We start from the raw sequence: 19,746 nt of genomic DNA, 5'->3' as shown, positions 1-19,746 counted from the left end.
TAATGCGCGCTTTCCGGCATGCCGATCCTATTCGACGTTAGAGTTTTACTATGGCTTCTGATACCGCTGCAGCAAACAATCTGCCCGCTTTCATCTGGGATGAGGCGCTCATCCGCCGTTATGATCTGAGCGGACCTCGCTACACATCCTATCCAACAGCGGTGGAGTTCACCCCGAACTATTCCATTGAAGACATGGTCAAGGCGGCTGGCCGCAGCAAGGCCGCTGGCGGGCCCATCTCGCTGTATACTCACCTGCCGTTCTGTGCGCACCTTTGCTACTACTGCGCCTGCAACAAGGTGATCACCAAGAAGCGCGACAAGGCCATGCCCTATGTGGAGCGGGTACTGAAAGAAGCGGCCATCCAGTCGAAACTGTTCGGTGCCGACCGCCCGGTCAAGCAACTGCACTGGGGTGGTGGTACACCTACCTTCCTGCCCAGAGATGTGATGCAACACCTGATGGCCGGTTACGGTGAGTTGTTTAACCTGCAGTCCGGCGACGATCGGGACTACAGTGTCGAAATCGATCCCCGGGAAGTGGACGAAGATACTCTGTCCACCCTCTGGGAGCTGGGTTTCAACCGTATCAGCCTGGGCGTACAGGATGTGAATCCGGAAGTGCAGAAGGCGGTGAACCGTATCCAGCCCCGGGACATGACTGAGTCGGTATTGAACGAAGCGCGCCGCATCGGCTTCCGCTCCATCAACCTGGATCTGATCTACGGCCTGCCGTACCAGACTCCGGAAAGCTTTGCCGAAACCCTGGAATCGGTGATCGAGATGTCGCCGGACCGGCTTTCGGTGTTCAGTTACGCGCATCTGCCGGACCGTTTCTATCCGCAAACACGGATTCAGGCCGATACACTGCCCAGTCCGCAGCAGAAACTGACGATTCTGCACAACACCATCAACCGTTTGCTGGAAGCTGGTTACGAATACATCGGCATGGACCACTTCGCCAAGCCGGACGACAGCCTGGCGGTAGCCCAGCGCGAAGGCCGCCTGCATCGGAACTTCCAGGGGTACACCACTCACTCGGATTGTGACCTGGTGTCCCTGGGTGTATCAGCCATTGGCCAGACCGACGATGCCTACTTCCAGAACAACCACGACCTGCCGTCCTGGGAGGCGTCCATCGATGCTGGCCAATTGGCGATTATTCGTGGCGTGGGCCTGACCCGCGACGACCGCATCCGACGCTGGGTGATCGGCCAGCTGATCTGCCAGTTCCGACTGGACCGCAAGCAGTTTGCCGAACAGTGGAATGAAGATTTTGACCGCTATTTCGCGGATGAAATGAACCGCCTGAAGCCGATGATTCAGGACGAGTTGATTGCGGATTGCGGTTCTTTGCTGCAGGTTCAGCCAGCCGGTCGCCTACTGATCCGGGCCATTTGCCAGATCTTCGATCTGTACCGCAAGGAAGGGGCGAGCCAGCGGTTCTCCAGAATTATCTGACTGGAGAACAATGAGCACAAACGCAAGAGGGCTGCCACATGGCGGCCCTCTTGCGTTGTCGTGGAGGGTTTTCTGATCAGGCCACTTTGAACTCATTGGCCAGATCCTGTAACTGGCGGGCCAGCCGCGCCTGTTCCTGGGTGACCTCGGTGATTTCCTTGGAGCCGGTCAGGGTCAGGAGGGCAGCTTCGCTTACAGATTCCATATTACCCGCCAGTTCGCGCGTGACCGCAACCTGCTGTTCCGACGCAGTGGCAATCTGGGTCGCCATATCGGAAATGCTGTTCACGTCCATCAGAATGTCAGCAAAGGTCTGTTCCATCTCCGAGGCTTGCGCGCTGGTCTGGTCGGCCAGTTTGTGGCTGGTGATAATTGAACGGCTGGCGTTGTCGGTGATGGTCTTGAAGCCGTTGATGATATCTTCGATCTGGGTAGTGGATTCATGGGTTTGCTGCGCCAGTGTGCGAACCTCATCCGCCACTACCGCAAAGCCTCGTCCGTGCTCGCCCGCCCGGGCGGCTTCGATCGCTGCATTCAACGCCAGCAGATTGGTCTGGTCGGCAACTTTCCGGATAACATCAACCACATCGCTGATGGTCGTGCTGCGTTGTTCCAGTTCTTCGATAACCTGGTTGACGTCCTGTACTGACTTCGCCAGTTCCCGGATCTGGGAGACACTGGTGTGCAGCACCTTCTCGCCGGTCTGGCTTTTCTCCATAGCCCGACTGGAGGCGTCCGCCACCTGCTGGGTGTTGTGAGAAATCTCCTCTGAGGTTGCCGACATTTCTTCGGTGGCAGCGGCCACCTGCTCAATCTGTTGTTGCTGGTTCTTGATCTGTGAGGAATTCTGGCCCGCGGTTGAGCTGGTTTCCTCGGTGGCTGTGGCCAGCTGTACGCTTGCCTTGTCGATTTGCAGCAAGGCCTCGCTAAAACGGCCAAACAGTTCATTGATTGCCTCGGCTATGGTGCCAGTCTCGTCCTTGCTGGAGACCGGAATCGCCTGCGACAGGTCCTTGTTGTCCATGGCGTTTCGAACACCTTCCAGCAGCTGATTCACCTGCTGATGAATGGCGCGAATAATCATGGTCATTAACAGAGCCACCAGAACGATTGACGTCGCGGCAATGGCCGATGCCCAGATCAGATTGCTTCTGGCGGCATTCACGCCAGCGGTGCCCAGTGCTTCAACCTGTGACAGCATATCAGTGCGGATGCCGTTAATGGCCTGTATGCGGTTGGTAGAGGCTGAAAACCAGTCACTGGCTTCCAGGCCGTACATACCGGAAGGGCTGCTCAGAAGCATATCTCGCTGATCCAGCATTTTTCGGTGCTCGGCGGTTTCGGGAAATGACTCAATCCGACCACGGATATCCGAATTTGCACTCAGCATGGTGATTGCGGTCTGGAAATACGCTTGCTGACGCCCTGACAGGGCCGCTAATTGCCCAACTGCAGGCAGGTCGAAGTTGCCGCTGCGCACCAGTGACGCCCCTGCAGCCCGTTCACGGCCTGCCATTTCGGCAGCTTCGGCAAGGGCAAGGTAGGCATTGATCTGCCGGGCCAGCTCGGGCTCAGATGCCCGGCGCACCAGCAACGGAATACGGTTAAGGATTTCCATGATCAGGCTGGTGTAGCGGGCGCCGGATTCGGCACCAGCCAACACCCGGTTATCAATATCCCTGCGCAGACTGATTAGATTGCCAATGTCCCGCTGGAATTTGTCGACGCTTGCCTGAATGCTGCCGTCAAAACGGGCTTCTTCAGCCAGTGCCTTGATTCCGTTCTGGTAGGCGCTCAGGTTCCTGTCAGTATTTTGTCTCTGGGATTGAAGGTTGCGGGCTGCCTCGCGCTCGCCGTCAGAATCCGGGGCGCTGGAAATAAACACGGCCGAACGGCCCCGTTCTTTCTGCAATTCCTCAACCAGCGGATCCCCAAGCTCAGCCAACTGAACCAAGGTATTGAGCTGTTGCATGTTGTCCAGGTCATCCATATTACGGGAGATGCTCTGGACCGCGAAAAATACAATGACCAGCAGCGCAGGCAGCACCAAAGTAATCAGCTTGCCTCGCATGGAGAGGTTGTTGATAAAAGTCATGGGAGGGCCTCATCATTGAGAATGGCGTCCATTGTGGATAAGTGTAGCAGTTCAGACCATTGACGCCTTGGGGTACCTGAGGGGGTAGATTTCCACATGTAAGTGCTTGTAATAAAAAGTTAAAGCAATGAGTTTTATGCAGTTTTGGTTCAGGTAGGGGTTAATGCGTAGAGTATTACCAAAGGGGTATTTGACAGGTTTCTGTCAATCCGCTGACAAAGGTCAAGGTGGGCTAAGTCGCTGACCGGTAAGGTGCACGGCAACGTGCTCAGCGGAGAAAACCATGGAACTTGTATGCCCGGCTGGTAGCCTTCCCGCCCTTAAAACCGCCGTGGACAATGGAGCCGATGCGGTCTATTTCGGCTTCCGGGACAGTACCAACGCCCGCCAGTTTGCTGGCCTGAATTTTAACGACAAACGTGCAGCCGAGGGCATTGAGTACGCTCATTCAAAAGGCAGTCGTGTGTTCTGTGCCATCAATACCTATCCGCAACCGGATGGCTGGGAACACTGGAAAGTCGCGGTGGATCGTGCCGCCGGCCTTGGAGTGGATGCCATTATCCTGGCCGATATGGGACTGCTGGATTACGCTGCAAACAGGCACCCGGATATCCCCCGGCATTTGTCGGTTCAGGGTTCTGCCACCAGCCATGAGGCCCTGTCGTTCTACAAGGACAACTTCGATATCCGCCGGGCAGTGCTGCCGCGCGTGCTGTCTCTGGATCAGGTTCGGGATGTGGCCAAGCATAGCCCAGTGGAGCTGGAAGTTTTTGCCTTCGGCAGTCTGTGCATTATGGCGGAGGGTCGCTGCTACCTGTCTTCTTACCTCACGGATGAATCCCCCAACACCCGGGGTGCCTGTTCACCGGCCAAGGCGGTGCGTTGGCAGGAAACTTCTCAGGGGCTGGAATCCCGCCTGAATGAAGTGCTCATTGATCGCTATGGCCCCGGTGAATCTGCCGGTTACCCGACCCTGTGCAAGGGCCGGTTTGAAGTGGAGGGCAGCGTGTACCATGCCATCGAAGAGCCGGTAAGCCTGAATACCATGGATCTTCTGCCGGAATTGAAGGGGCTGGGTATCAGCGCAGTAAAAATCGAGGGCCGCCAGCGCAGCCCGGCCTACATTGCAGATGTTGCCCGAACCTGGCGCCAGGCCCTGGACCGGGTTCAGGCCACCCCTGACAGCTTTGCTGTAGACAGTGCCTGGAACCGCACTCTCGCCGGTCTTTCCGAGGGTGGCCTGACCACCATCGGGGCCTACCATCGCAAGTGGAAATAAGGTTTTGCCCGCTATGATGAAACTCTCTCTTGGCCCGATTCTGTGGTTCTGGACCAAGCAGTCCGTATTCGATTTCTACGCTAACGCTGCGGAGTGGCCAGTAGATACCATCTATCTTGGCGAAGTGGTGTGCTCCCGCCGCCGGGAACTGAAGCCCGATGACTGGCTCGACCTGGCCCGGGATCTGAAGGCTTGTGGCAAGAACGTGGTGCTTTCCACATTAACGCTGATCGAATCCGAAGCGGATCTGCGGCGACTTCGTCGGTTTTGCGAACAGGATGAGTTTTTGGTGGAGGCCAACGACCAGAGTGCCCTGCAGGTGGCGATCCGCAACAAGATTCCGTTTGTTACCGGCCCGTCCATGAACATCTACAACACGGCCACCCTGAAGATCCTCGCCAGGCAGGGTCTGCAGGGCTGGAACCTGCCGGTGGAACTAGGCAAGGAAACCCTGGAGCAGCTGATCAGTGAGCTGAAGGGCGAAGGTCTGGATCTGCCCGCCGAGGTATTTTCCTGGGGCTTCCTGCCATTGGCCTGGTCGTCCCGCTGTTTCACTGCCCGTCATTACAACCTGCCTAAAGACAACTGCGAATTCCGTTGTCTGGAGCATCCTGATGGCATGGAGCTACGTTCCCGGGAAAGCCAGGAGCTGTTCCGGATTAATGGCATTTCCACGCTCTCCGGCTCGCGCTACGACCTGATGAGGGAACTACCGGAGATGGAGCGTATGGGTGTCAGTACCGTGAGGCTGAGCCCGGAGCATCAAGGTATGGACCAAGTGGTCAAACGCTTTGATCAGGTACGCCGGGGGGAAGTGCCGGTCGCCGACCCGCTGCAGCTAGTAGAAGCGCCACCCTGCAACGGGTACTGGTATGGCAAGCCGGGAATGGATCTGATCGTAAAGTCTGTGTAAAGCCCGTTGAGCGTTGATTGAGGTCAATAGGTAGCCGATGTACCAGGAGTAGCTTGCTAGGGTACTCAAACTGCATTGGGGTTTATTGTTATGGCTCGCGTCCCGCTATTTTTCTGGGGCCTGACTGCTTTGGTCAGCGTCCTGTGGTTTGTTTCCGACAGCCTGTGGGTTTCCCCCTTCGCTTACTTTCCGTTCCGCTCTGTGTTTGTGCAGTTTTCCGGCATTCTGGCCGTAGTGATGATGGCAGTTGCGTTGGTGCTGGCACTGCGTCTCCGGTCTCTGGAGCGTTGGGTTGGTGGCCTGGACAAGGTGTACCGGCTGCACAAATGGCTGGGCATTGGTTCACTGGTGCTGGCTACGTTGCATTGGTGGTGGGCCAAGGGCACCAAGTGGATGGTGGGCTGGGGCTGGCTGGAGAAGCCGGCCGGCAAAGGGGCCGGACAGCAACTCGCCGGCCTGGAAGCCTGGTTCAGGGGGCAGCGGGGGCTGGCAGAAACCCTGGGAGAATGGGCTTTCTACGCCGCGGCCGTATTGATTGTGCTGGCATTGGTAAAAGCCTTTCCTTATCACCTGTTTCGTAAAACACACAAACTGCTGGCGGTGGTCTTTCTGCCCCTGGCCTGGCACAGCTTTATCCTGATGAAGTTTGATTATTGGGCAGCGCCGATTGGCTGGCTGACCCAGTTCGCTGTTGTCGCCGGCAGTATCGCAGCGGTTTTACTGCTGCTTAGCTGGCCGGGCAAGGTCCGGAAGGTGCCGGGGGAGGTGGTTTCGGTAACCCGATATCCGGAGCTGAGAGTTTTCGAGTTTCTGGTAAGGGTCGAGCAGGGCTGGTCCGTCCATAACCCCGGGCAGTTCGCCTTTATTACGTCGGATGCTGCGGAGGGCCCTCACCCTTATACCATTGCTTCAGACTGGAACCCGGAAACCCGATGTCTGAAATTCGTGGTCAAGGAACTGGGGGACCATACCCGCCGGGCCAGCCACCGGATCTGCGAGGGCATGCCGGTTACACTGGAGGGGCCCTATGGCGGTTTTGATTTTGAAGATGATTGCCGCACTCAGATCTGGGTAGGCGCGGGCATCGGCATTACTCCGTTTATTGCCCGGATGGGGCGCCTGGCTAGCAAACCGGATAATCGTACTATCTACCTGTTCCACCCCACTGCCGATGTCAGCGAGGAGGCTCTGACAAAGCTGCGGGCGGATGCCGAAGCCGCGGGCGTTAACCTGGTTATTCGATGCAGTCGTACCGAAGGCCGACTGACACCGGAGGAAATTCGCGATGCGGTGCCGGATTGGCAAGGCGCCAGCCTGTGGTTCTGCGGCCCGGTGGGCATGGCCCGGACCCTGTTCAACGAATTCCGCAGATGGGGCCTGCCTGCCCGGCGGATGCATCGGGAGTTTTTTGAGATGCGGTAAATGCGTTATGTCATGGCGGGTTTTGAATTCATAAGGGTGAAGGCTAGGCTCAAGGACACCATTAGCCGGTTGGGAGGTTTCTATGGACATCCGCCTGAAACGAGCCTACGACCACGCTGCCCGCTCAGATGGCCCGCGTATTCTGGTGGATCGCATCTGGCCCAGGGGCGTTGCCAAAGAAGACGCAGACATTGCCCATTGGCTGAAAGGGCTTGCGCCATCTTCAGAATTGCGGAAGTGGTTCGGCCATGACCCGGACAGATGGCCCGGGTTTCGAGACCGCTACTTCAAAGAGCTCAAGTCTGATGGGGCCGCAGAGGACCTGGATTTGTTCCGGCAGATCCTCAAGGAGCACAAACGCGTCACGCTGGTATTTGCGGCCAAAGATACCGACCATAATAATGCGGTGGCGTTGCGGGATTTTGCGTTGAGCGACCAGCTCTGAGACAGCCCCGCTCTCTGATTTAAAACAACTACATTTATTGGCAGTTGAACTATGCTCAAGACGGTGGTTGCCGTTTTGGGAGTCCTTCTGTGACCAATAATGTGCCGAATGCCTTCGAAATCTTCCCCTGGAACCGGAATTTCGAGACCGGCATTAATGATATTGATCAACAGCACAAGGTGCTGGTCAATATCCTGAATCGACTGGCGTGGCACTTTGCATCGGACACCTCCGAGTTAACGCCCGATCAGATTCTTGATGAGTTGCTTTCCTACGCCGCGTTTCATTTTGAATACGAGGAAGCGATCTGGAACAAAACCCTCAGTGAAGCAGCGATGGCGAAAAGCCACTGCGAGTCACACCAGATGTTTTTTGCGCAGGTTGAGGAGCTGCGCAACAGCCGCGAACCTCAGGAAGAGGTGTTAACCAGACTGTTTGACTTCCTCACACGCTGGTTAGCCTTCCATATCCTCGAATCAGATCGCCGAATGGCTCTGACGGTTGAGTTGGTTCAGCAAGGCCTGGAAGTCAGTGAGGCAAAAAACCGGGTCGATGCAGAGCTGAGCGGTTCCGCCTCGGTGCTGGTCAACGCGCTGTTGGAAATTTACGGAAAGCTTTCATCAAGCACGATTCAGTTAATGCGGGAGAAAATGGCCCGCTTGAGGGCCGAAGACGAGCTGTCCCGAATACAGCATGAAAGGTTGAATCAGGCCCTGGAAGAACAAGCCCGAGAATATCAGCACCATCTGGAAACGCTCGCTTATACCGATGCCTTGACCGGCCTCTGGAACCGAAACGGCATCGTCCGCCGGATTCGTGAATACCTTGCCGATGACGTGAGAGCTGAGAACTCGGCAGCCCTGGTGTCTATTGATCTTGATAATTTCAAGGATCTCAACGACTGTCTCGGAGAAGATGCGGCAGACCGATTGCTCGGCTTGCTGTCCCGGCGGTGGCTGGATGCGATCCCGGCGGATGCCTGCCTGGCGCGAACAGGTGGTGATGAGTTTGCATTGTTGCTGCCGGATGCCAGCCAAGCCGAGTCGCGGCTGGAAGCCCTGCGTTTGACGGCCAGTCAGCCATTTGAACTTGACGGTGTTGAGGTTTCCGCGGGGTTTACGGCTGGTGTTGTCCTGTTTCCGGATGGCGCCGTTGAGGACGCAGACAGCTTGCTGAGGCAGGCGGATAATACCCTGTATCGGGCAAAACACGAGATGCGCAGTGGCTGGCTGTATCTTGATGCCGGCGAGCGGAGCCAGTATCGAGCCCGTCAGTTGTTACTGGAGGACATCCGCAGGGGGCTCAACCAGGATGAGTTCCGGCTTTATTTTCAACCCAAGGTTAATCTCCGGACTGGAGAGGTTTTGGGCGTTGAAGCGCTGATCCGGTGGCAACATCCGCGGGAAGGGCTGCTCCCTCCGAGTTACTTCCTGCCCGCCATTGAGCATCACACGCTGAATATTCAGGTTGGTGAATGGGTGTTGAGAAACTCTCTGCTGCAAATACAGCGCTGGGAGCAAGAGGGCGTCAGGGTCAATGTCAGCGTTAACATCGCTGCCAACCATCTTCAGTCTGATCACTTTGCCGGGCACCTGCAAAAAATCCTGTCTGGCTTTCCGGGGGTTGACCCTGTCAGGCTAGATCTGGAAATCCTGGAAACCGCTGCACTTGGGGATTTGGATAAAGCCGTACAAACCATTGCGGATTGCCGTGAGCTTGGGGTGACCTTCTCCCTGGATGACTTTGGTACTGGTTACTCATCGTTGTCTTATCTCAAGCGCCTTCCTGTCGATACTCTGAAAATTGATCGGGAGTTTGTATCCGGCATTGAGGATAACGGTGAAAACCTGTCGATTCTTCAGGGGGTGATCGGTCTGTCGCGGGTTTTCGGAAAGCAGGTGGTTGCGGAGGGCGTGGAAAGTGTCAGGCAAGGTGAGATTCTGTTGAGCCTCGGGTGCGAATGCGCTCAGGGATTTGCCATGTCTCCGCCCATTGAAGCGCCCCTGATCCCTGCCTGGATTAACAGTTGGAGAACGTTCCCGGAATGGGCGCTTACCAGGGTTTCAGAAAATCCCTGAGCCGCAGATGCCAGTCCAGGCTGTCGAGCAGGTTTTTCAGGGCCAGCCCCAGTTCAGTATCCCCCTCAATAACCAGCCGGCGCTGGAAGAACAACTGATCGGGGTCTTGCTTTCGCTCCGCCAATGTACGGAATGCACCAACGGACCCCCGAATAGTGGCTTCACCAGGTCCGTTCAGCACCCGCAGGCGCCCGGCCCAGTAACCGAGGGTAATGCCTGGCTGGCCGCCATTGATTTCGAGGCGGATTCGACGTCCCTCGAAATCGTCGAATTCACCTTCTGCAATGGCGTCCGAGAAAAGCCGGTTGAGGGGTGCTTCCGCTGCCAGTTGTTTCAGGGGGAGGGGAATTCGCTGATCAATGCCGTTCAGGAGTGGCACCGGTGAAGGGGCATACTCCTGGATGACGGCTATGGTCTGGCCCGCAAGGGCATTGTGCTGGAGTTGGTTGCTCAGGCGTTGCAGCTGCGCGAACCCGGGTGGTGTGGGCAATTTGCCGAAACTGGGCAGGGTAGGCAGCATGGCAGGCTCTCCTGGAATCATGAAACAGATAGGGAGAGCCTACCTCAAACCGCAATAAACGGATTTGATATAACTCAGGGGAATGAACAGTCAGCCCTTGTGCAGACCTTCCTCGACTGCCCAGACGGCCACTTCCACCCGCGAGCGCAGGTTCAGCTTTTTCAGCAGGTGCTTGACGTGGACCTTGACAGTGCCGTCACTGATGTCGAGTTTACGCCCGATCATCTTGTTGGACAGGCCTTCGGCAATCAGCCGGAGAATGTCTTTCTCCCTCGGCGTCAGGCTGTCGAAGTCGGGGCGGCTGGTCTGCTGCGGTTTGTTGGAACGCAGGGCTTCGGCCAGCAGGGTCGTGAGGCGATCACTGATCACCATTTTGCCTACGGCCGCCTGATGCAGCTGGGCAATCATGTCCTCCGGCTCCATGTCCTTGAGCAGGTAACCGTCAGCCCCCGCGCGCAGTGCCGCAACTACATCGTCTTCCTGATCGGAGACGGTGAACATCACAATGCGGGAACTGACATTCTGTTCCCTGAGCTTTCGCAGGGCTTCGATACCGTCCATTTCCGGCATGTTCAGGTCCATCAGGATCAGGTCCGGCTCCAGCTCGGTGGCCAGACGGATGCCATCGGCGGCATTGCTGGCTTCGCCAATCACTTCCATGTCGTCTTCCATGCCGATCAGCTGCTTGATGCCCTGGCGCAGCAGCGGGTGGTCGTCGATCAACAGAATGCTTGCGGGTGTCTCAGACATTGTTTCTCTCTTTTGTCCTGCGCTCGGCTCAGGCCGGCGTAGTTTCCGTTGGAATCAGGTTGCGGCTCTTGGGTACGAATGTTAGCGCGACTTCCACGCCGCCTTCATCCCTGTTTCGCACATTAACCTTGCCGCCGAGTGTGCGGGCACGGTCCTGCATAATAATCAGGCCATAGTGGTTCACGGGCTGGTCGCCACCCGGTAATCCCTTGCCATTGTCCTGTATGCTGGCCCGCACTTGTGGTGAATCGAACACTACTTTGACCGCTATGTCAGTGGCATCGGCGTGTTTGACGGCATTGGCCAGCCCTTCACGAATGATCTGCAGGGTGTGGATTTCCTCATTAGGCGACAGCGTCTGGGGCGGCAGGTTGTATTCAAACGCTACCGGTTTACCGAGGCGCTCTGAGAATTCGTCGATGGTTTTGCGCAGCGCAGTCGCCAGATCCGGCGTATCCAGTTTCAGCCGGAAGGTGGCCAGCAGTTCCCTCAGCTGGCGGTAGGCGCTGTTCAGGCCGGTACTCAGTTCATCCAGGATGTCGTCGTGGATGGGCTTCTGCTCGCCATCAATGTTCAGCCGGCGCAGACGGGTCACCTGCATTTTCAGATACGAGAGCGATTGTGCCAGGGAATCGTGTAGCTCCCGGGCAATCACCGTGCGCTCTTCCGCCAGCGTCAGCTGTTGTTCTTCGGTGATCTGTTTTTCCAGGAAAATGGCAGTTGCCAGCTGGTCGGTCAGGGTTTCCAGCAGGCGGCGAGAGGTCTCCGGTAATCCTTTCTCAGCCGGATACCAGACCTCCAGGGTGCCCAGCAACTGCCCGGGAGTGCGGATGGGCAGCAACAGCCGCCGGCCGTCATTGTTTTCCAGCGGCATCTCATCATAGACCTCCGGGGTTACCAGACAGGCATTGCAATGGTGATCCCGGCAATAGAAGGGGCGTTTGGGTGTGGCGGTGGTAATGGCCTCTACCGGTTCTGCCGATTCCTTGTCATGCAGGAACAGGCGTATGGGGCCGATGCCCAGCAGCTGCTCCAGATCCTGCAGCATCGGGATGGCGCCACTGCACAGATCATGATTGGCGAACAGCCCCCGGCTGGCGGAATGCATTACCTGCAGAGCCGCATGGCTGATTTCAAGTTCCTCGGTTTTCTGCCTGGCCCGGCTTTCAAGCTCGTAGTAGGTCAGCGCCAGTTCACTGGTCATCTGGTCAAAGGCCTGGCCCAGTTGTGCCAGCTCATCGGAGCCTTTGAGATCGGCTTTGTGGCTGAAATCCTGTTCGCCCACGGCGGTGGCAATGCCCACCAGTTTCCGCAGCGGTCGGAGAATGCGGTTTTTGAGGTCCAGAAACAGGGCGAGAACAATCAATACCGAGAACACCATGCTGATGATCTGGATAAGGTGCAGCAGGTCGATTCTGGCCTCGGTGCGTTGTTCCAGCATGGAGACCAAGCGATCCACTTCTACCGTGTAGCTCTCCACTGTCGTGATCATTTCGGCGGATAGAGGGGCGCCAGTCTGGTGGCTCTCCAGTGACGGCCTGAGCTGATTGGCCCAGCCGTATTCCACGGTTTTATATTGTTCGACGAGGGGGTGGTCATCGGTGCGGGGAATGGAACGGATGATGGCGGGATCCCTGAGCCTGTCCTCGTACTCCTCAATGCGTTGATCAAGGGTGTCAGTGTTTTCTACGGGATCTTCAGAGGCCGATCTTGCCGCCAGTTGGAATGCTCCCATACGCAGTGAACCGGCAAGGTTGATAGCAGTGGCATTGCCCTCAATGCTGTTGGACACAGCCAGAGTGGTGGCCATGCTGACAATGGCCGTCAGCACGATGGCGCCGATAACAACAGCCAGTCGATTTACTAGCGGGCTTCTGGAGGTCATGGATAGCTTCAAGGCTCAAGGGATGTGGATAGTGACAGGCAGCAAAATTATCGTGGAAAACGCGCCGTCGTGATACCTCCTTGAGGATAGTCAATTACCCCAATGGTTTATAACCCATCATAGCCTTTGACCCGTGTTCAGGCAAAAGTCGAGACTAAAGAATGGGATTCAGGGAGCGTGTAATGCAATTGGAACGGGATGAAGAGAGGTTAGCATCTCTGGCAGTAGTGTTGCCGTTGGCGCTGACCGGCTTTGTGGTGGCTGCCGGTTGCTGGACACTGTTTGCGGTTGCCGGCGTGCATCTCCGAGCCGACCTGGGTCTGAGCAGTTTGCAGTTTGGGGTTCTTCTGGCCATGCCCATGGCGGTCAGCGCCATACTTGCGATTCCGGCCGGGCTTGCGGCGCAGCGATATGGTGCCCGTGAAGTCATGCTGTTGTGTCTGTGCGGTCTTGCTGTGTGCATGGGGATACTGCTGCTGACAAACACCTACATTGGCTACCTTATTGCCGCCGCCGGGCTGGGGCTGGCGGGCGGCTTCTACGGCGCCGGCCTGCAGTTCGTGGTCAGTCATTGCCAGCCCAGGCGGCTGGGTCTCGTACTCGGGGTTTTTGGCTCCGGGGTAACCGGAGCAGGTTTCAACTATTATCTGGTGCCGCTGTTCCATGAGGCGTTCTCCTGGCAGGGTGTACCTCTGGCCTACCTCATTACCCTGCTTCTGGTGATCGCGCTATTGATTATGCTGACCGACGCCACGGGTGAGGAAGACGAAAGCCGTGAACGATCAGCCAGGGAAATTCTCGGAGTGATCCGGCAGGGTCGGAATCTACCCCTGTGTTTGTATTTCGGTGTGGTTGCCGGCAGTTTCTTTGCGTTGGCGTTGTGGCTTCCGGATTTTCTCTCAGGCCAGTATGGTCTTACGCTGGATTCCGGGGCCCGCCTGGCGCAATGGTTTGTCATTCCCGGTGCGGTGGCTCAGGTGGCCGGTGGTGGTTTGTCCGATCATTTCGGTTCCGCCCGGGTTGCGACGCGGGCACTGGCGGGTTGTCTGATGGCACTCGTGGTGCTGTCCTATCCCCCCATGACTTTGTTCATTACCGGCGTGGAAGAGGAACTGGTTGTGGAGTTCGCTCTGCCTGTTGTCCTTGAAAGCACGTTGGTCGTGATTCTGGGGGTGGCCATGGGTACCGCCATGGGATCCCTTCAGCGTATGGTGATTCTGGCCAACCGACAGGAAGCGTCCCTGTTTGCCGGTGTATTGCTGGTCAGCGCCTGTGCCGTTGCGTTTGTCCTGCCAGTTGCGTTTGGTGGCTTGAACCTTTGGCTGGGCGTGCGTACGGCGGTATTCATGATTCTCTTCCTCTTGCTGAGTGTCAGCCTGCTGCTTTTCTCCCGACATGCCCGCAGAGAGGAGCGAAAGATGCTTCTCCAACCCGGGTTATAGGTCGCCTACCCACAGGGTGGTACACCCGGGTTATGTGGTAGTAACCACGCAGATTTCAGGGGTTTGATCCCACACAATGGTCTCCATTCGGAACAACGATCCGGCAAACGGGTTGATGGAGAGAGAGACCATGAGTCATTTGATCGACAAGTTGAACTACTTCAGGAAGAACCGCGAATCGTTCTCCAACGGTCACGGTGAAACCCACGAAGTGAACCGCGACTGGGAGAACAGCTACCGCCAGCGCTGGCAGCATGACAAGATCGTGCGCTCCACCCATGGCGTGAACTGCACCGGCTCCTGCAGCTGGAAAATCTACGTCAAGAACGGGCTGGTCACCTGGGAAACCCAGCAAACCGATTATCCCCGCACCCGCCCGGATCTGCCCAACCACGAGCCCCGTGGTTGCCCTCGTGGAGCCAGCTACTCCTGGTATATGTACAGTGCCAACCGGCTGAAATACCCGCTGATGCGCAAGAGCCTGATGAAGCTCTGGCGTGCTGCCCGTATCCAGTTCAATGACCCGGTGGAAGCCTGGGCCTCTATTGTTGAAGATCCCGCCAAGACCGCCGAGTACAAGCCTCGCCGTGGTATGGGCGGTTTTGTCCGTTCCAGCTGGGACGAAGTCAACGAGCTGATTGCCGCCTCTAACGTCTACACCGCCAAGAAGTTCGGCCCGGACCGTATCATCGGTTTCTCTCCGATTCCTGCCATGTCCATGGTCTCATACGCCGCGGGCAGCCGTTACCTGTCCATGATCGGTGGCGTCTGCATGAGCTTCTACGACTGGTATTGCGACCTGCCGCCCGCCTCCCCGCAAACCTGGGGTGAGCAGACCGACGTGCCGGAATCTGCCGACTGGTACAACTCCGGCTACATCATTGCCTGGGGCTCCAACGTCCCCCAGACCCGTACCCCGGACGCCCACTTCTTCACTGAAGTGCGCTACAAGGGCACCAAGACCGTTGCCATTACCCCGGACTATGCGGAAGTTTCCAAGCTGTCTGACGAGTGGCTGAACCCGAAGCAGGGTACCGATGCCGCTCTGGGCATGGCCATGGGCCATGTGATCCTCAAAGAGTTCCATGTCGACAAGCCCAGCGAGTACTTCACTGACTACGTTCGCCGCTACACCGACATGCCCTACCTGGTCATGCTGGAACAGAAAGACGACGGCAGCTACGTACCGGGCCGCTTCCTGCGTGCCAGTGACCTGGTGGATGGACTGGGTGAAGAGAACAACCCCGAATGGAAAACCATCGCGATTGACGAAGCCTCCGGTGAGCTCACCGCACCCAATGGTTCCATTGGTTATCGCTGGGGTGAGAAGGGCAAGTGGAACCTGAAGCAGACCGCCAAAGGCGCCGATGTAAACCTTCAGCTGTCCATGGTTGAAAAGCACGACGAAGTCGTCGATGTCGCCTTCCCGTATTTCGGCGGTATCGAACACGACCATTACAACCACGTGGAATTCAAGGACATCCTCAAGCACAAGCTGGGTACCCGCAAGGTTCAACTGGCCGATGGTTCCGAAGGTCGCGTGGTGACTGTGTACGATCTGATGGTTGCCAACTACGGCATCAGCCGCGGCCTGGGTGACGACGATGGCGCTACGTCCTATGACGAAGTGAAGCCGTACACGCCTGCCTGGCAGGAGCAGATCACCGGCGTACCGGCCGAGAAAGTGATCCGCATCGCCCGTGAGTTCGCGGACAACGCTGACAAGACCAAGGGCCGCTCCATGGTCATCGTCGGTGCAGGTATGAACCACTGGTACCACATGGACATGAACTACCGCGGCCTGATCAACATGCTGATCATGTGTGGCTGTATCGGCCAGAGCGGCGGTGGCTGGGCCCACTATGTGGGTCAGGAGAAGTTGCGCCCGCAGACCGGCTGGCAGCCGCTGGCCTTTGGTCTCGACTGGCAGCGCCCGCCACGCCACATGAACTCCACCTCCTTCTTCTATGCTCACTCCGGTCAGTGGCGCTACGAGAAACTGGGCGTGGATGAAATCCTGTCGCCGCTGGCAGACAAGTCCAAATTCGGTGGCAGTCTGATCGACTACAACGTACGCGCCGAGCGCATGGGCTGGCTGCCGTCTGCGCCGCAGCTGAACCGAAACCCGCTGACCATTGCCGCGGAAGCCGAGAAGGCCGGTATGGAGGTGGCGGACTACGTTGCCAAATCCATGAAGGATGGATCTCTGGCCTTCGCCAGTGAAGATCCGGAAGCGCCGGAAAACTGCCCGCGTAACCTGTTCATCTGGCGCTCCAACCTGTTGGGCTCCTCAGGTAAAGGTCACGAGTACATGCTCAAGTACCTGCTGGGCACCAAGAACGGATTGCAGGGCAAGGATCTGGGTGTCGAGGGTGGCGCCAAACCGGAAGAAGTGAAATGGCGCGACCAGGCGCCGGAAGGCAAGCTCGACCTGCTGGTGACTCTGGACTTCCGTATGTCCACCACCTGTCTGTATTCAGACATCGTTCTGCCGACCGCAACCTGGTATGAGAAGAACGACCTGAATACCTCCGACATGCACCCGTTCATCCACCCGCTGACCGCTGCCACCGATCCGGCATGGGAAGCGCGCAGTGACTGGGAAATCTACAAGGGCATTGCCAAGTCCTTCTCCAAGGCAGCCGAGGGGCATCTGGGTGTCGAGAAAGACGTGGTTACCCTGCCTCTGCTGCACGACGCTCCGGCGGAGCTGGGCCAGCCGTTCGATGTGAAAGACTGGAAAAAAGGGGAGTGCGACCTGATTCCGGGCAAGACCGCGCCCAACTTCATCACGGTGGAGCGGGATTACCCGAACACCTACGCCCGCTTTACTTCCCTTGGTCCGCTGATGGACAAGCTGGGTAACGGTGGCAAGGGCATCAACTGGAACACCGAGAAGGAAGTCAACTTCCTGAAGGACCTGAACTACACCCACCTTGAGGGTGCCAACGCAGGTCGCCCGAAGATCGAGAGTGCCATTGATGCCGCTGAGGTCATCCTGACCCTGGCGCCGGAAACCAACGGCCAGGTGGCGGTCAAGGCCTGGGCGGCGCTGTCCGAGTTCACCGGGCTGGATCACACTCATCTGGCTACCAACAAGGAAGAGGAAAAAATCCGCTTCCGGGACATCGTGGCGCAGCCGCGCAAGATCATTTCCAGCCCCACCTGGTCTGGCCTGGAAGACGAACACGTGTCCTACAACGCCGGCTATACCAACGTGCACGAGCTGATTCCCTGGCGCACCCTGACCGGTCGTCAGCAGTTCTATCAGGACCATGAGTGGATGCGCGCCTTCGGCGAGAGCCTGCTGGTGTACCGCCCGCCCATCAACACCAAAGCCGTAGGCAGCATGATCAACCAGCGCAGTAACGGCAACCCCGAGAAAGCGCTGAACTGGATCACCCCGCACCAGAAGTGGGGCATCCACAGCACCTACAGTGACAACCTGTTGATGCTGACCCTGTCCCGTGGCGGCCCGATTGTCTGGCTGAGTGAAGACGACGCCAAAGAGATCGGCGTGGAAGACAACGACTGGATCGAACTGTTTAACGCCAACGGCGCCATTGCCGCCCGTGCGGTTGTGAGTCAGCGAGTGATGCCCGGCATGGTGATGATGTACCACGCCCAGGAGCGGATTGTGAACATACCCGGCTCCGAAATCACCGGGACCCGTGGCGGTATTCACAACTCGGTTACCCGGGTGTGTCCGAAGCCGACTCACATGATTGGTGGCTATGCCCAGTATTCCTACGGCTTCAACTACTACGGCACCGTAGGTTCCAACCGGGACGAGTTCGTGGTGGTCCGCAAGATGAAGAACGTGGACTGGCTCGACGGTGAAGGCAATGACTATGCTCAGGAGGCTGTAAAATGAAAATCCGTTCCCAAGTCGGCATGGTGCTGAACCTGGACAAGTGCATTGGTTGCCACACCTGTTCCGTCACCTGCAAAAACGTATGGACAAGCCGTGAAGGCATGGAATACGCCTGGTTCAACAACGTCGAAACCAAGCCTGGTATCGGCTACCCGAAAGAGTGGGAGAACCAGGACAAGTGGAAGGGCGGCTGGATGCGCGACAGCTCCGGCAAGATCCGCCCCCGCATTGGTGGCAAGTTCCGGGTGCTGGCGAACATTTTCGCCAACCCCGACCTGCCGGAAATCGACGACTACTACGAGCCGTTCGACTTCGATTATCAGCACCTGCATACCGCCGGTGACACCAAACACCAGCCGGTTGCACGGCCACGCTCGCTGATCTCCGGCGAGCGCATGAAGAAAATCGAATGGGGCCCGAACTGGGAGGAAATCCTCGGGACGGAGTTTGCCAAGCGCCGCAAGGACAAGAACTTTGACCAGGTGCAGGCCGACATCTATGGCCAGTTCGAAAACACCTTCATGATGTACCTGCCGCGTCTGTGCGAGCACTGCCTGAACCCGGCCTGTGTTGCCAGCTGCCCGAGCGGTGCCATCTACAAGCGGGAAGAAGACGGCATTGTGCTGATCGACCAGGACAAGTGCCGCGGCTGGCGGATGTGTGTCTCTGGCTGCCCGTACAAGAAGATCTACTTCAACTGGAAAACCGGCAAGTCCGAGAAGTGCATCTTCTGCTATCCGCGTATCGAAGCCGGCATGCCCACCGTGTGCTCCGAGACCTGCGTTGGCCGGATCCGCTACCTGGGTGTGCTGTTGTATGACGCAGACCGCATCGAAGAAGTAGCCAGCGCCCCGGGCGAGCACGAGCTGTACGAGAAGCAGTTGGAAATCTTCCTGGACCCGTTCGACCCGAAAGTGATCGAGCAGGCGAAGAAAGACGGCATCCCGATGAATGTGATCGAAGCTGCCCAGCAGAGCCCGGTGTACAAGATGGCGGTGGACTGGAAGCTGGCCCTGCCGCTGCACCCGGAATACCGCACCCTGCCCATGGTCTGGTATGTGCCGCCCCTGAGCCCGATCCAGTCTGCGGCGGAAGCCGGCAAGGTTGAGTTCGACGGCGTACTGCCGAAGATCGAGAGCCTGCGGATCCCGGTCAAGTACCTGGCGAACCTGCTGACCGCCGGTGATGAGAAGCCCATCGTACTGGCCCTGAAGCGGATCATGGCCATGCGTTTATACAAGCGCGCCGAAACCGTGGAAGGCAAGGAAGACCTGCGAGCCCTGGAAGCGTGTGGTCTGACCAAGGCCCAGGCCGATGAGATGTACCGCTACCTGGCCATCGCCAACTACGAAGATCGTTTTGTGATTCCCACCAGTCATCGTGAGCTGGCCAAGGAAGCCTTCCCGGATGCGACCGCTTACGGCGAGCGCGGCGGTTGTGGCTTCAGCTTCGGCGATGGCTGCAACGGTGGTGACAGCGATTTCAGCCTGTTCGGCGGCAAAAAGCAGACCACCAGCATGGTCAGCAAGCTCGCGACCGTGAAGCAGGTTGACCCGAAGCAGCTGCAGGACTGAGGAGGCCGC

General features: G+C 57.6%; 13 protein-coding genes. 9 read left to right on the top strand and 4 right to left on the bottom strand.

The genetic code is table 11. The features are described from left to right. The first annotated feature begins 50 nt into the window (after window positions 1-50). Complete coding sequence (hemN, locus tag Q674_RS28440; protein WP_014422464.1) at window positions 51-1,460, top strand: oxygen-independent coproporphyrinogen III oxidase; 1,410 nt, start codon at window positions 51-53, stop codon at window positions 1,458-1,460. 76 nt (window positions 1,461-1,536) lie between these two features. Here hemN and Q674_RS28435 read toward each other — a convergent pair whose 3' ends face one another. Beyond that, complete coding sequence (locus Q674_RS28435) at window positions 1,537-3,555, bottom strand: methyl-accepting chemotaxis protein (RefSeq protein ID WP_023008587.1); 2,019 nt, start codon at window positions 3,553-3,555, stop codon at window positions 1,537-1,539. Between the two features lie 283 nt (window positions 3,556-3,838). On the opposite strand from Q674_RS28435, the gene ubiU reads away from it, so the two are divergent. The 5 genes from ubiU (at window position 3,839) to Q674_RS28410 (ending at window position 9,692) form a co-directional block, all read left to right on the top strand. Further along, the gene (gene ubiU / locus Q674_RS28430) at window positions 3,839-4,834 is read left to right on the top strand and encodes a ubiquinone anaerobic biosynthesis protein UbiU (RefSeq protein ID WP_023008586.1); all 996 of its coding nucleotides are present in this window, start codon (window positions 3,839-3,841) and stop codon (window positions 4,832-4,834) included. Window positions 4,835-4,847: 13 nt separating this feature from the next. After that, a complete protein-coding gene (locus tag Q674_RS28425; protein ID WP_022990848.1) occupies window positions 4,848-5,747 on the top strand; it encodes a U32 family peptidase in 900 nt (299 codons plus the stop codon). Window positions 5,748-5,837: 90 nt separating this feature from the next. Then, on the top strand, window positions 5,838-7,169 hold the full coding sequence (locus Q674_RS28420; RefSeq protein WP_031210014.1) for a ferric reductase-like transmembrane domain-containing protein: 1,332 nt from the start codon (window positions 5,838-5,840) through the stop codon (window positions 7,167-7,169). 82 nt (window positions 7,170-7,251) lie between these two features. Then, window positions 7,252-7,614, top strand: coding sequence for a DUF488 domain-containing protein (locus tag Q674_RS28415; protein WP_011786534.1), 363 nt, complete (start codon window positions 7,252-7,254; stop codon window positions 7,612-7,614). Between the two features lie 89 nt (window positions 7,615-7,703). After that, window positions 7,704-9,692, top strand: coding sequence for a putative bifunctional diguanylate cyclase/phosphodiesterase (locus Q674_RS28410; RefSeq protein ID WP_023008584.1), 1,989 nt, complete (start codon window positions 7,704-7,706; stop codon window positions 9,690-9,692). On the opposite strand, the gene ubiT is transcribed toward Q674_RS28410, so the two are convergent. From ubiT to Q674_RS28395, 3 genes are all read right to left on the bottom strand, one after another. Then, window positions 9,667-10,212 (bottom strand): ubiquinone anaerobic biosynthesis accessory factor UbiT, encoded by a 546-nt coding sequence (ubiT, locus tag Q674_RS28405; protein ID WP_023008583.1) that lies wholly within the window; start codon window positions 10,210-10,212, stop codon window positions 9,667-9,669. The two genes, Q674_RS28410 and ubiT, sit on opposite strands and share 26 nt — an antisense overlap. A gap of 90 nt (window positions 10,213-10,302) precedes the next feature. Continuing rightward, window positions 10,303-10,962, bottom strand: coding sequence for a two-component system response regulator NarL (narL, locus tag Q674_RS28400; protein ID WP_011786531.1), 660 nt, complete (start codon window positions 10,960-10,962; stop codon window positions 10,303-10,305). A gap of 28 nt (window positions 10,963-10,990) precedes the next feature. Next, window positions 10,991-12,847 (bottom strand): histidine kinase, encoded by a 1,857-nt coding sequence (locus Q674_RS28395; protein ID WP_023008582.1) that lies wholly within the window; start codon window positions 12,845-12,847, stop codon window positions 10,991-10,993. Window positions 12,848-13,029: 182 nt separating this feature from the next. Here Q674_RS28395 and Q674_RS28390 point away from each other — a divergent pair, with 182 nt between their 5' ends. The 3 genes from Q674_RS28390 (at window position 13,030) to narH (ending at window position 19,737) form a co-directional block, all read left to right on the top strand. Further along, the gene (locus Q674_RS28390; RefSeq protein ID WP_023008581.1) at window positions 13,030-14,289 is read left to right on the top strand and encodes an MFS transporter; all 1,260 of its coding nucleotides are present in this window, start codon (window positions 13,030-13,032) and stop codon (window positions 14,287-14,289) included. A gap of 130 nt (window positions 14,290-14,419) precedes the next feature. Next, on the top strand, window positions 14,420-18,163 hold the full coding sequence (locus Q674_RS28385; protein ID WP_031210009.1) for a nitrate reductase subunit alpha: 3,744 nt from the start codon (window positions 14,420-14,422) through the stop codon (window positions 18,161-18,163). Next, window positions 18,160-19,737 (top strand): nitrate reductase subunit beta, encoded by a 1,578-nt coding sequence (gene narH, locus Q674_RS28380; protein WP_023008579.1) that lies wholly within the window; start codon window positions 18,160-18,162, stop codon window positions 19,735-19,737. Before Q674_RS28385 ends, narH begins: the two co-directional genes overlap by 4 nt. Window positions 19,738-19,746 lie beyond the last annotated feature (9 nt).

The sequence above is a fragment of the Marinobacter sp. EVN1 genome (assembly GCF_000475375.1).
Lineage (GTDB): Bacteria > Pseudomonadota > Gammaproteobacteria > Pseudomonadales > Oleiphilaceae > Marinobacter > Marinobacter nauticus.
This window is presented reverse-complemented; position numbering and strand designations above follow the sequence as displayed.